Raw genomic sequence first — 13,632 nt, 5'->3', positions numbered from 1 at the left:
CTTTACGTTCGCGTAAACGTCAGAGTGGTTTTATTGTGATTTTTTTATTCGCTATGGGCATGTTTTGATGTGCTTGGCATTATCGGTTGGAGTTTCAATGAGTACTGAACAGTTAAATCAAGATATCGTTATCGTTGCCGCAAAACGCACCCCAATGGGTGGGTTTCAAGGTAGCTTGTCATCCGTTGCGTCACCCATATTAGCCGCGACCGCTATTAAAGGTTTGTTAGCGGATACGCAATTGGCGGGTGAACATGTTGATGAAGTCTTGATGGGCTGCGTATTACCCGCAGGTTTGGGCCAAGCACCCGCACGTCAAGCTACTTTAGGCGCAGGTTTGCCTTTGTCTGTTGGTGCGACGACAGTGAATAAAGTCTGTGGTTCAGGCATGAAAACGGTGATGTTAGCTCATGATTTAATTAAAGCAGGCAGCGCAAAAGTGGTGATCGCTGGTGGCATGGAGAGCATGAGCCAAGCACCGTATTTGCTGGATAAAGCCCGCGGCGGCATGCGTATGGGCCATGGTAAAGTGCTTGACCATATGTTTTTAGATGGGTTAGAAGATGCCTACACCGGTGGTGCTATGGGCACCTTTGCCCAGAAAACTGCCGATGAATTTGGCATCACCCGTGAGCAGATGGACGCTTTTGCCCTCAGTTCGTTAGAGAAAGCTAATGCCGCTATTACCTCTGGAGCCTTTAAGGCCGAAATTTCGCCAGTCACAATCAGTGATCGTCGTGGTGATGTGACTATTGATACCGACGAACAGCCTGGTAATGCTCGTCCTGAAAAAATCCCTACGTTGCGCCCCGCTTTTACTAAAGATGGCACCATTACCGCAGCAAACTCTAGTTCAATTTCCGATGGCGCGGCGGCGCTTATGTTGACCTCGCGCGGCGAAGCTGAGCGTTTAGGTTTAACTGTGTTAGCCACCATTAAAGGCCACACCACTCACGCTCAAGAGCCTGCACTCTTTACCACTGCGCCCGTTGGCGCAATCACAAAATTACTGGCTAATGTCGGCTGGTCAAAAGATGACGTCGATTTATTCGAAATTAACGAAGCCTTCGCCATGGTGACTATGCTTGCCGTATCTGAACTGGGTTTAGATAACGCAAAAGTTAACGTTAATGGCGGCGCCTGTGCCTTAGGTCATCCGATTGGTTGCTCGGGCTCACGTTTGCTTGTGACCTTAATCCATACATTAAAAGCCCGCGGCCTTAAGCGCGGCGTGGCTTCGTTATGTATTGGCGGCGGCGAAGCAACTGCGATGGCCATCGAAATATAAGTTATCGTTTTAGTTTTAGATAAATCAACAAGACGGCTGGCAAGGGCAATCACTTCCCTTGAGGATAATTATAATATCGCACCGCCAGCCAATCACTCTACAAAGAAAGGATTGCAACATGATCACACAAGTAAAGCATTACATTGACGGTGAGTTTACCCATGGTACGGGTACATCACAGATTACTGTGACTAATCCGGCGAATAATCAGCCTATCGCGGTAATCAATGCGGCCACAAACGCTGAAGTCCATGCGGCTATTGCGAGTGCTAAAGCGGCATTTAAAACCTGGAAAGAAGTGCCGGTGTCTGAGCGTGCGCGAGTCATGTTGCGTTATCAGCATTTATTAAAAGAACACCACGATGAGCTGGCGACCATTCTTGCAAAGGAAACCGGTAAAACCTTTGAAGATGCTAAGGGTGATGTGTGGCGCGGTATTGAAGTGGTAGAACACGCTTGTAACGTGGCGTCATTACTGATGGGTGAAACCGTTGAGAACGTTGCGCGCTCAATCGATACCTACAGCTACACTCAGCCGCTGGGCGTTTGTGCGGGCATTACGCCGTTTAACTTCCCTGCAATGATCCCGTTATGGATGTTCCCATTAGCGATTGCTTGCGGTAATACCTTTATTTTAAAACCGTCAGAACAAGATCCAATGACGCCGCAGCGTTTAGTTGAGCTGTTTGTTGAAGCAGGTGCGCCTAAGGGCGTATTACAGTTAGTGCATGGCGACAAAACGGCGGTTGATATTCTACTTGCCGACCCAGCCATTAAAGCCATTTCTTTCGTCGGTTCAGTCGCTGTTGGGCAATATATTTATAAAACCGGTACCGATAACTTAAAACGTGTACAGGCGTTTGCTGGCGCGAAAAATCACTGCGTAATTATGCCTGATGCCAACAAACAGCAAGTGATCAACAATTTAGTTGGTGCTTCTGTGGGCGCGGCGGGTCAGCGTTGTATGGCGCTATCGGTAGCGATATTTGTGGGTGCGGCTAAAGAGTGGATCCCAGAACTTAAAGATGCGTTAGCTAAGGTTCGCCCAGGTTTATGGGACGACAAAGAAGCCGGTTATGGCCCAGTGATAAGCCCAGCCGCCAAAGCGCGTGTGCTTAAGTTGATTGCTCAAGGTAAAGAAGAGGGGGCAGAGTGCGTGCTTGATGGCAGTCATTTTACGGTTAAAGGCTATGAAGACGGTAACTGGGTTGGCCCAACCATGTTCACTAAAGTCACGACAGACATGAGTATCTATAAAGAAGAAATCTTTGGTCCAGTATTATGTTGTATGGAATCAGACTCTTTAGATGAAGCTATTGAGTTGGTTAATGCTAGCCCCTACGGTAACGGCACGTCTATTTTTACTGCTAGCGGCGCTGCGGCGCGTAAATATCAACATGAAGTTGAAGTGGGCCAAGTGGGGATTAACGTGCCGATTCCAGTGCCATTACCCTTCTTCTCATTTACCGGTTGGAAGGGCAGTTTCTATGGCGATCAACATGCTTATGGTAAGCAAGCGGTGCGTTTTTATACTGAGACTAAGACCATTACCTCTCGTTGGTTTGAGTCTGATATTGCTACGGCAATCGCTCCCAATATGAGCATTAATTTGCGCTAAGTTGAGCCACTAAACATAAAAAATGGCGCCTTCAAGGCGCCCAGTCTATTGAATAAAACAAGTGACCACAGAGTCATAGGAGAGCCAAATGGATTTTAATTTCAACGATGACCAACGCCAGTTTGCCGAACTTGCGCGCCAGTTTGCCGCAGAAGAGTTAACCCCGTTTGCCGCCAAATGGGATGAAGAACATCATTTCCCGAAGGATGTGATCCAAAAAGCCGGTGAACTTGGTTTTTGCTCTCTCTATTCGCCTGAATCTGAAGGTGGTATGGGGTTATCGCGCCTCGATGCGTCGATTATTTTTGAAGAGCTCGCCAAAGGCTGTACGGCAACGACTGCTATGTTAACCATTCACAATATGGCTACTTGGATGGTGACGACTTGGGGGACTGAAACTCTGCGTCAGACATGGTCTGAGCCGTTAACTACAGGCCAAATGTTAGCGTCATATTGTTTGACTGAGCCGGGCGCGGGATCGGACGCCGCCTCATTACAAACTAAAGCCGTACGTGACGGTGATGAATATGTGATTTCGGGCTCTAAAGTGTTTATCTCTGGAGCAGGCGCCACAGAGTTACTCGTGGTGATGTGCCGCACAGGACAAGCGGGACCAAAGGGAATCTCTGCCATTGCCATTCCCGCTGACGCCGCTGGCGTTATTTATGGTAAAGCCGAAGATAAAATGGGTTGGAATGCCCAGCCCACGCGTCAAATTACCTTTGAAAACGTGCGCGTACCGGTGGAAAACTTACTTGGCGAAGAAGGCCAAGGCTTTACCTTTGCAATGAAAGGCTTAGATGGTGGTCGCATCAATATCGCGACCTGTTCAGTGGGCACGGCGCAAGCAGCACTTGAGCGTGCCACCCAATATATGAATGAGCGCCAGCAATTTGGTAAGCCGTTGGCGGCTTTTCAAGCCTTACAATTTAAGCTCGCCGATATGGCCACTGAATTAGTTGCCGCGCGCCAAATTGTACGTCTTGCCGCTTTTAAATTAGATAGTGGCGATCCAGAAGCCACGGCTTATTGCGCCATGGCGAAACGTTTTGCCACCGATGTGGGTTTTCAGGTTTGCGATGCAGCGCTGCAAATTCACGGCGGATATGGTTATATAAGGGAGTACCCGCTAGAACGTCATTTCCGTGATGTGCGTGTACACCAGATTTTAGAAGGCACCAACGAAATTATGCGCTTGATTATCGCCCGTCGTTTACTCGATGAAAATGCAGGACAAATCCTGTAAATCAGCTCGCAAGATGCGTGGATTACCGGTAGGCGATAACATAAAAGGAGTCTATACAAATGGAATATTTAGTTGAACGCATCGAAGGCCATACGGCCATACTGACGATGAATAATCCACCGGCAAACACTTGGACCGCCGAGAGTTTACAGGCGCTTAAAGCCAAAGTGCTGGCGCTCAATGCCAATAAAGACATTTATGCCTTAGTGTTAACCGGCCAGGGACAAAAGTTCTTTTCTGCTGGTGCGGACTTAAAGCTATTTAGCGACGGTAATAAAGACAATGCCGCGGCGATGGCTAAGCATTTTGGTGAAGCCTTTGAAACCTTAAGCCAATTTCGCGGTGTGTCGATTGCGGCCATTAATGGTTACGCCATGGGTGGTGGCTTAGAAGTGGCATTAGCTTGCGATATTCGTATCGCTGAGACCCAAGCTGTGATGGCATTGCCTGAGGCGACTGTCGGCTTATTACCCTGTGCGGGCGGCACCCAAAATTTGACCGCATTAGTCGGTGAAGGTTGGGCTAAACGGATGATTTTATGCGGTGAGCGTATTGATGCGACCAAAGCATTGGGTTTACGTTTAGTCGAAGAAGTGGTCGAAACGGGCGAGGCACTTAATACTGCGATAGCGTTAGCCGCTAAAGTGGCTAATCAAAGCCCAAGCAGCGTAGCAGCGTGTAAGACACTCATTCAAGCAGGTCGTACTATGGTGCGCAACCAAGCGCTGCCGCTTGAACGTGAATTATTTGTCGGGTTGTTTGATACCGAAGATCAGGCCGAAGGCGTAAACGCATTTTTGGGTAAACGTAAAGCTGATTGGAAGAACCGCTAATGACTAATGTAGTAGATAACGCATTAAAAAGTGCCGCACATCAGGCCACGACCACGCAAAACGTGGTGTTCCAAACCTTAGCTACCGCTTCTGGTAAGTTGGTTGGGGTGGTTACACTCAATGTGGAAAAGTCCCTCAACGCCTTAGATTTAGACATGGTGCGCGCTATGACGGCGCAGCTCAATCTATGGAAGAAAGATTCGCTTATCGCTTGTATCGTGTTAGATGGCAGCGGTGATAAGGCATTTTGTGCTGGGGGTGATGTGCGTGCTTTATACCATGCATCCATTGCCGCGAAGGGACAAGTGACTGAGGAGGCAAAGGTTTTCTTCGAAGAGGAATATCGTCTCGATTATCTACTGCATACCTTTGGCAAGCCTGTGTTGGTGTGGGGTGACGGCATTGTCATGGGCGGCGGGCTCGGTTTGATGGCGGGTGGCAGCCACAGAGTTGTCACTGAAACTTCGCGCATTGCTATGCCTGAAGTCTCCATTGGCCTGTATCCCGACGTGGGGGGCAGTTATTTTCTTAACCGCATGCCAGGTAAAATGGGGCTATTTTTAGGGCTCACCGCCTATCAAATGAAAGCTGCTGATGCCTGTTATGTTGGCCTTGCGGATCATTATTTGAATCGTGATGACAAAGAACTGATGTTTGATGCCATGGCCACCTTAGATTGGAGCGATATACCAGCGCTCAATCATCAACGTTTAGACAGCATGATCAATGAGTTGTCTAACCAAGTTGATATTCCTAAGGGCGATAGCATACTGGCTGGCAGTCAAGACATTATCGATAGACTCATGGCGGGCAGCTTAACGGATATCGCCACGCGTATGTCGACTCTGGTGTCTAATGATGCTTGGTTACTAAAGGCGAGAGATACTTTCTTTGCGGGCAGCCCTATTAGCTGGCATTTAGTTTATAGCCAAGCACAACTTGGTACCAAGTTAAGTTTAGCCCAATGTTTTAAATGGGAATTAACCGCCAGCGTCAATGTGTGTGCTCACGGTGATTTCTGTGAAGGCGTGCGGGCATTGTTGATCGATAAAGACAAGCAACCCCAGTGGCGCTTTAAGGATGTTAACTCTGTGCCAGCGGCCGTCATTGAGCAAATATTAACGTCCCCGTGGGGCGAGGCGCATCCCTTTAATTAATTAAGCTAAGTGTTGAATTGGTTTAATGGCTGGGTTTATAAAAATTAAACTCAGCCATGCGCGTTTTACTCTGTGGTAGTGACCGCATTATCACCATATAAAAAGAACAGCACACAGGAGTGTCAGCATGAGTACAGTCGCATTTATCGGTCTTGGCAATATGGGCAGCCCAATGGCGGCCAATTTATTAAAAGCGGGCATGACAGTTCGCGTATTCGATTTAGTCCCCGAAGCGATGAAAAATCTTGCTGATCAAGGGGCTTTTGTATCGAGTACCGCTTGCGGTGCAGCAGCGGGCGCAAGCGTAGTGATTACTATGTTGCCTGCGGGTAAGCATGTGAAAAACTTATATTTAGGTAATGGTTCAGACAAAGGTCTGCTCGACGTGGTTGCTGGCGATACTCTACTGATCGATTGCTCGACCATCGATGCGCAAAGTGCGCAATTAGTCGCGGCAGAGGCGGCAAAAAGTGGTATCGAATTTATGGATGCGCCGGTTTCTGGCGGCACAGCAGGTGCCGCTGCTGGCAGTTTAACCTTTATTTGTGGTGGCTCCGATGCGGCGTTTGAGCGCGCACAGCCTGTATTAAAAGCCATGGGAATGAACATATTCCACGCAGGCGGTCCGGGTGCGGGTCAAGTCGCTAAAATTTGCAATAACATGCTGTTATCCGTGTTGATGGTCGGCACGTCTGAAGCGTTGCAAATGGGTGTTGACCATGGTCTGGATCCTAAAGTGTTATCGGACATAATGAAGGTCAGTAGTGGTGGTAATTGGACGTTAGAGAAGTACAATCCCTGCCCAGGCGTGATGGAAACCGTACCTTCTTCTAAGGGCTATGAGGGCGGCTTTATGGTAGATTTGATGGTTAAAGATCTTGGTCTATCGCAAGAAGCGGCATTACTGAGCAATTCCAGTACGCCAATGGGCGCCTTAGCCCGTAGCTTGTATGTTAATCATGCAAGGCAAGGCAATGGTCGTCGAGATTTTTCCAGTATTTTTGAACAATTTGCACCACTTAAAAAATAAACATTAGAACAAGGGATAACCAGATGGATTTAAAAGATAAGGTTGTCGTCATTACTGGCGGCGCGGGTGGTTTAGGCTTAGCAATGGCACAAAATTTTGCACAGGCAGGCGCTAAAATAGCACTTATCGATGTGGATCAAGAAAAACTCGAGCGAGCTTGTGCTGAGCTAGGTTCAGACACCGAAGTCCAAGGTTATGCCTTAGATATTACTGATGAAGAAGATGTGGTTGCAGGGTTCGCCTATATTTTAGAAGACTTTGGTCAAGTTAACGTACTGGTCAATAATGCCGGAATTTTACGTGATGGTATGTTAGTCAAAGCCAAAGACGGCAAAGTCACTGACCGTATGTCACTGGAGCAGTTCCAATCGGTTATCAATGTTAATTTGACGGGCAGTTTCTTGTGTGGTCGTGAAGCCGCCGCTGCCATGATTGAATCTGGCCAAGCAGGGGTGATTGTTAACATCTCTAGTCTAGCTAAAGCGGGTAACATGGGGCAATCAAACTATGCGGCCTCTAAAGCGGGCGTTGCGGCTATGTCGGTTGGCTGGGCAAAAGAGCTGGCACGTCACAATATCCGTAGTGCCGCAGTTGCGCCAGGCGTGATTGCAACCGAAATGACCGCTGCGATGAAACCCGAAGCGTTAGAGCGTTTAGAGACGTTAATCCCCGTTGGCCGTCTTGGCCATGCTGAAGAAATCGCCTCAACCGTGCGTTTTATTATTGAAAACGATTATGTGAATGGTCGTGTATTTGAAATTGATGGCGGCATCCGCCTGTAAGTATATTGATGATGTATGTGTCATCGAGATGAATGAAAACCGAGCTTAAGCTCGGTTTTTTATGTGTAAAGCAAAGATAATCGCGGCTATCACAGTGGGTTGTTCCCTGTTGTTAGAGTTGACATTTACTGGTTAACCTTAAACAATCGCCATCCACTTTTTACACCATACAATAAACCGGTTTATTGTATGTAATGGAGCTTAACATCCGCATGTCTTGGCAGCATAAAGCCCTCTGGCTTGAGAAGATAACGAAACGCATGATGCTGATTGTCGGTGTTTTAGGGCTGATAGTGATCTATTGTGGGTTCTTTTTTCTGCTTTTCAGCGGTCGTTCTGTTGCGGTCATTCCTTGGTTTTTCCTGCTCTCACCTTGGATATGCATTTATTTTGGTTTGACTCAGACGCAGCAAGTACAAATCGTGCATTGGTTTTTAAAAAAACTTAAAAATCCATTTAAAAAATAATCTGTGTTGCACATTCATATTTTTGTTTCGGTTTGCACAGTAAGCAAACATTGGAGAGAAACATGGGGCTATATCAATATTTATACCTCTTGGCTGGCTTGTTATGTTTGAGCGCATGTGAGCCTTCGAGCGAGCAGGTGTCACGCCCTAGTGATAATGGCACGCGGATTATTGCCTCCTATGGCAGCTGGGTTTCTCCTTTATCGGCGGCGAATGTATTTCAACAGTCCGATAGCGTGATTGAATTACAAAGCGTGGCAGGCACACTGTATTTTGCCGAGTCTAATGGCGAAAAGCAGGGGCAAGTTGGCATTAAGAAGCTTGATCAGCAGGGTAATATTATTGAGGTGGTACCACCGAGTTTTAACGTTAAATCCACAGTGCACGAATATGGCGGAGCTGCCTTTTTAGGCATTGGCCAGAGTTTATTTGTCACTAAAGCGGACGATCAATTATTTTATCGCTTTGCGCCTAATCAACCGTCATTACCGTTAACCCCAAATGGCACCCGCCAAGCCGACTGTGTTGCTTATCCTAAAGGCTCGCGGATTATCTGTGTGCGCGAAGATCATCGCCAAGCGGGCGAACCCAAAGCCAGTTTAGTGACGATTAACCTCAATTTTGCCGAAGAAGGTGACACCCTTGTCTCGGGGCATGATTTTATCTCTGCCCCTGCCATTTCGCCCGATAACTCGAAGCTTGCATGGATCACATGGGAGCATCCCTACATGCCATGGGATAACAGTGTTCTCTGGCTTGGTGATCTCGATCGTAAAGGCCAGTTACATAATATTCGTAAGATCAATACGCCGACAGATTCTTCTGTATCTCAACCACTATTCAGTCCTGATGGGCAACTCTATGTCGTCTCGGATATGAGTAATTGGTGGAATATCTATCGTGTTACACCGAAAAACACCTTATCCCCTGTACTGAGTAAAAGTGCCGAGTTTGCAGTAGCTGATTGGTATTTAGGTAATCATAACTATGCCTTTGAATCCGAAAACACGATTATCGCCAGCTATATGTTAGGGAGTCAGGCGGCGTTAATTCGCTTGTATTTGGATTCTGGTTTGGTTGAATCTTTAGCCGTTGACTTTGGTGAAATAACCCAAGTGATAAGGGGGGAAGACGGCGTTTATTTTATTGGCGCTAAGGCCACCCCAGAGAAGGGAATTTATAAAGTGATTGGCCGCGGCACTGAGTTGGTTTATAGCCCTAACTTAGCCAAGCTTGATCCTCATTATATTTCACGGGCAAAAACTATTACCTTTGAAACTGGTAAGCATCAACAAGCCTACGGTTATTTTTATGAGCCCGTAAACCCCGATTATACCGCCCCCCTAGAAACTCGCCCACCGTTAATTGTGATGTTGCACGGCGGCCCGACTGCGCGGGCGAGTCTGGCTTATCGTAGTGATATCCAGTTTTGGACCAGCCGTGGTTTTGCGGTACTTGATGTTAATTTTCGTGGAAGTAGTGGTTTTGGCCGTGCCTATCGTCAAAGTCTCTATGGGAAGTGGGGCCAAGCTGACGTGGAAGATGTCGTCAATGCGGCTCAATATGTGGTCGCTAAAGGTTGGGTCGATGCGCAAAAGTTAGCGATTCGCGGCATTAGTGCAGGGGGACTAACGGTTATGTCATCTTTAGCTTTTTACGATGTATTTCAAGCGGGCGTGAGTTACGCAGGTATCAGTGATTTTGAGCAGCTTGCCAATAACACGCATAAGTTTGAGACGGGCTATTTAGATCAACTCATTGGTCCCTATGCTGAGAATAAAGCGCGTTATCGAGAGCGATCGCCTTTTTATCATCTTGAGGGATTAAACGAACCTTTGCTTATTATTCAAGGTTTAAGAGGGCAAATTGTGCCGTCACAGCAATCGCAACAGATTTATACCGCCTTAAAAGCCAAAGGGGTGCCGACAGCCTATATCAGTTATGAAAACGAGTCTCATGATGGCTGGATACCCGAACATAAAGCGGCGAGTTTAGACACTGAACTGGCATTTTATGGACAAGTGTTTCATTTTACGCCTGCGGGTACATTGCCTAGCTTGTTGCTTGATAATGCCGCGGCGTTAAAGCCGAACAGTGTCAGTCATCAATAACCCAGAATTGCAGTGGTTGATACTGACCGTTGTTCTTCTGTGGGGCTTTTATGGCAACACGAAAAGGTTGTATCTTGTAGGCTCTCTTCCTTTTGGGGCGCATGACTTAGGCTGTCGATAATGGCGCAGTGGGGCTGATCGCCGCCTTGGCATTGGGTTACCATTTGCTGTAATTGTGCCCTAAGCTGCTGTAACTTATTGATTTGCTGTTCGACATAAGCAAGATGAGTTTGGGTAAGCTGTTTTACATCCTCTGCATTACGGCTTTCATTACCCTTAAGACCTAGCAAGGATTTGCAATCCTCTAGGCTAAAACCTAAGTCGCGGCACTGGTGCACAAACTTAAGTGCTTTAATATCTTGATGGCGATAAACTCGATAACCTGCCTCATTGCGCTCGCCGCACACTAAGCCAATATCATGGTAATAACGGATACTCTTAACACTTAAGCCCGTTTGTTTCGCCACTTCACCTATCTTCATTTTCACCTCGGCTTTGACTACAACAACGACTATGACCACGACGATAAGCGCTAGGATGGGTTAACGCCGCGTTTTACTTATCTTTTTAAGGGTAAATGGTTACCGCTATCACATTCAATCAATTGATGCTTGACTCTCCTGTCATGGGAGACTTTATCTTAAGCTTATCGCGTAAAAGTTCAACTAAGGAATATTTTATGGCTCTGATCAGGCTCTATGTCGCCAATATGAATTGTGCAGGCTGCGTGGCGAAAATTGAAAAGGCACTTGCCGCTCAAGAGGGCGTCGAGGCGCGGGTTAACCTCGCCGATAAGCAAGTGACCGTAGACGGCAACATGAATGTTGATACGGCGTTAGCTGTAATGACCAATGCGGGGTTTCCTGCACAGGTGGTGGTTGATGCTAAGGCCGCCGCCGAAGATAAACGCATCGCCGATGCCGCTGAGTATCGGTTGCGAATGCGCCAAGCGATAGCGGCGCTCGCGGTTGGTATGCCTATGATGTTATGGGGATTACTGGGCGGTGAAATGATGATCAACAGCCCGAGTATGCAACTTGGCTGGGGCATCATGGGACTGGTGACGTTGGCTTTACTGGTGACGACGGGTGGGCATTTCTATCAAGGTATGTGGCGGGCGCTTAAAGCCAAAACGACCAATATGGATACCTTAATCGTGCTCGGTACTAGTACAGCATGGGCGTATTCCATGCTGGTAGTGATTATGCCAAGTGCTTTTCCTATGGAGACTCGCCATGTGTATTTTGAAGCGAGTGTGATGATTTTAGGATTAATTAACTTAGGCCACGGATTTGAGCTCAAAGCGCGCGGAAAAACGAGCGAAGCAGTGCAGCGATTACTCGGATTACAATCGACTACGGCTATCCGTATTAGCGACAACGGTGATGAACAGGTTGAAATAAGTCAGCTTAAGCTTGGCGATAAGTTGCGCTTACGTCCTGGGGATAGAGTGGCCCTCGATGGTGTTGTTGAAACAGGGCAATCCTTATTAGATGAAGCCATGTTGACGGGCGAGCCTATTCCCGTGCTTAAAAATCGCGGAGATAGCTTAAGTGCAGGTACAGTCAATGGGAACGGCAGCTTAGTTTATCGAGTAACAGCAGGTCAGCAGGATACTAGGCTTGCCAAAATTATTGCGCTGGTACAACAGGCGCAAACCTCTAAGTTACCCATAGGTCGGTTGGCCGATAAAATTTCAGCCGTATTTGTACCGACAGTCGTTATCATCGCCCTTCTTGCTGCCGCGATTTGGTATTTTGTAGGTCCAGCGCCAGCCTTGAGTCATGCGCTAGTGGTGCTGACCAGTGTGCTGATTATTGCTTGTCCTTGTGCGCTTGGACTGGCAACACCCATGTCGATTATGGTGGCCGTTGGCCGCGCAGCTCAAATGGGTGTATTAGTCAAAAATGGTGAGGCGCTGCAAACAGCAAGTAAGGTCGATTGCGTTGTGCTTGATAAAACAGGCACCGTGACGTTAGGCAAACCGCAAGTGACGGACTTTACCTTAGTTCAAACACTAGATAATGCGGAACAAACGCAATTACTCGCTGCGATTGCGAGTCTTGAACAACATTCAGAGCACCCATTGGCCAGTGCTATTGTCAATTATGCCAAGGAATCGCTATCGCAATTACCGGATACCCAAAGTTTTATTAACCATCAAGGTAAAGGCATTACCGGCGAAGTTGATAGTGCTCATTTTGCTATTGGTAATCTTGCCTTGATGACGGAATTGGACATTGTTAATCCTGATGGCAGTGCGTTAGACCCGCAAGCAACCTTAAGTTTTGCAAATCAAGGCAAAACCCCCATTTACGTCGCAAGGGCAGGTACGTTAGTGGCCACTATCGCACTGGCCGATCCGATTAAACCCGATGCTAAAGCGGCGATTGCAGCTATGCTGCAAAGTGGGATTCGCGTGGTGTTATTGACCGGTGATAACCCACAAACGGCGCAGGCGGTGGCAAGCCAAGTGGGTATCAGTGAAGTGATAGCAGGTGTACTACCCGAGCAAAAACAACAGCATGTGAAGGATTTGCAAAAGCAAGGGCATGTGGTTGCTATGGTAGGTGATGGCATTAACGACGCGCCAGCTTTAATGAGCGCCGATGTGGGCATCGCGATGGGATCGGGCACTGAGGTGGCGATTGAAAGCGCGGATATGACCTTATTATCACCACAGTTAATCGTGATTGCTCACATATTGGCGCTGTCTCGGGCAACTATTACCAATATCAAACAGAACCTATTTGGCGCCTTTGTGTATAACAGTTTAGGCATTCCCATTGCCGCAGGTGTGCTTTATCCGTTAACCGGTATGCTGTTAAGCCCCGTGATTGCGGGGGCGGCTATGGCGTTGTCTTCGTTAACCGTCGTGACTAACGCTAATCGTTTAAGACGGCAGAAGTTATAAGCGGGCGATTAACGTTCAGTCTTGGCGTTGGAGTTATTTTCGACGCCAGCCTGAGTGCTACCATAGGTAAATAGATCTAACTTATTGAAAATTAGCTAATATATTAAGCGTGTTCAGTTTCTTAACATCGATATTAAGTGGCAATGGCAGTATTAGCGTTAAAGGCTAATACTGCCTTGGTAGTTG

11 protein-coding genes are annotated in these 13,632 nt (G+C 47.4%); 10 read left to right on the top strand and 1 reads right to left on the bottom strand.

The features are described from left to right. Positions 1 to 97: 97 nt before the first annotated feature. From ACRN9H_RS15145 to ACRN9H_RS15105, 9 genes are all read left to right on the top strand, one after another. The gene (locus tag ACRN9H_RS15145; RefSeq protein ID WP_432314884.1) at positions 98 to 1,288 is read left to right on the top strand and encodes a thiolase family protein; all 1,191 of its coding nucleotides are present in this window, start codon (positions 98 to 100) and stop codon (positions 1,286 to 1,288) included. 118 nt (positions 1,289 to 1,406) lie between these two features. Next, a complete protein-coding gene (locus tag ACRN9H_RS15140) occupies positions 1,407 to 2,906 on the top strand; it encodes a CoA-acylating methylmalonate-semialdehyde dehydrogenase (RefSeq protein ID WP_432314882.1) in 1,500 nt (499 codons plus the stop codon). Between the two features lie 88 nt (positions 2,907 to 2,994). Beyond that, positions 2,995 to 4,152: an acyl-CoA dehydrogenase family protein gene (locus ACRN9H_RS15135; RefSeq protein ID WP_220774973.1), complete on the top strand. Its 1,158-nt coding sequence runs from the start codon at positions 2,995 to 2,997 to the stop codon at positions 4,150 to 4,152. A 59-nt stretch (positions 4,153 to 4,211) separates the two neighbouring features. Then, positions 4,212 to 4,985: an enoyl-CoA hydratase gene (locus tag ACRN9H_RS15130; RefSeq protein WP_432314880.1), complete on the top strand. Its 774-nt coding sequence runs from the start codon at positions 4,212 to 4,214 to the stop codon at positions 4,983 to 4,985. Next, positions 4,985 to 6,142 carry an enoyl-CoA hydratase/isomerase family protein gene (locus ACRN9H_RS15125; protein WP_432314878.1) on the top strand — a complete coding sequence of 386 codons (1,158 nt, stop codon included), beginning with the start codon at positions 4,985 to 4,987 and terminating at the stop codon, positions 6,140 to 6,142. Before ACRN9H_RS15130 ends, ACRN9H_RS15125 begins: the two co-directional genes overlap by 1 nt. A gap of 127 nt (positions 6,143 to 6,269) precedes the next feature. Further along, positions 6,270 to 7,172, top strand: coding sequence for a 3-hydroxyisobutyrate dehydrogenase (mmsB, locus tag ACRN9H_RS15120; protein WP_432314876.1), 903 nt, complete (start codon positions 6,270 to 6,272; stop codon positions 7,170 to 7,172). A 23-nt stretch (positions 7,173 to 7,195) separates the two neighbouring features. Next, on the top strand, positions 7,196 to 7,954 hold the full coding sequence (locus ACRN9H_RS15115; RefSeq protein WP_432314874.1) for an SDR family oxidoreductase: 759 nt from the start codon (positions 7,196 to 7,198) through the stop codon (positions 7,952 to 7,954). 212 nt (positions 7,955 to 8,166) lie between these two features. Beyond that, positions 8,167 to 8,421: a hypothetical protein gene (locus tag ACRN9H_RS15110; RefSeq protein ID WP_432314873.1), complete on the top strand. Its 255-nt coding sequence runs from the start codon at positions 8,167 to 8,169 to the stop codon at positions 8,419 to 8,421. A 62-nt stretch (positions 8,422 to 8,483) separates the two neighbouring features. Then, a complete protein-coding gene (locus ACRN9H_RS15105; protein ID WP_432314871.1) occupies positions 8,484 to 10,532 on the top strand; it encodes a prolyl oligopeptidase family serine peptidase in 2,049 nt (682 codons plus the stop codon). Here the strand turns inward: ACRN9H_RS15105 and ACRN9H_RS15100 are convergent. Then, positions 10,526 to 11,014, bottom strand: a complete 489-nt coding sequence (locus tag ACRN9H_RS15100) for a MerR family DNA-binding protein (RefSeq protein ID WP_432314869.1) — start codon at positions 11,012 to 11,014, stop codon at positions 10,526 to 10,528. The two genes, ACRN9H_RS15105 and ACRN9H_RS15100, sit on opposite strands and share 7 nt — an antisense overlap. Positions 11,015 to 11,211: 197 nt before the next feature. Here ACRN9H_RS15100 and ACRN9H_RS15095 point away from each other — a divergent pair, with 197 nt between their 5' ends. Continuing rightward, positions 11,212 to 13,446: a heavy metal translocating P-type ATPase gene (locus ACRN9H_RS15095; RefSeq protein ID WP_432314867.1), complete on the top strand. Its 2,235-nt coding sequence runs from the start codon at positions 11,212 to 11,214 to the stop codon at positions 13,444 to 13,446. The last annotated feature ends 186 nt before the right edge of the window (positions 13,447 to 13,632 follow it).

This window comes from Shewanella sp. MF08487, from assembly GCF_050848685.1.
GTDB classification, from domain to species: Bacteria; Pseudomonadota; Gammaproteobacteria; order Enterobacterales; family Shewanellaceae; genus Shewanella; species Shewanella glacialipiscicola.
The sequence above is the reverse complement of the archived record's forward strand: the minus strand, read 5'-3'. Positions and strand labels throughout refer to the sequence as shown.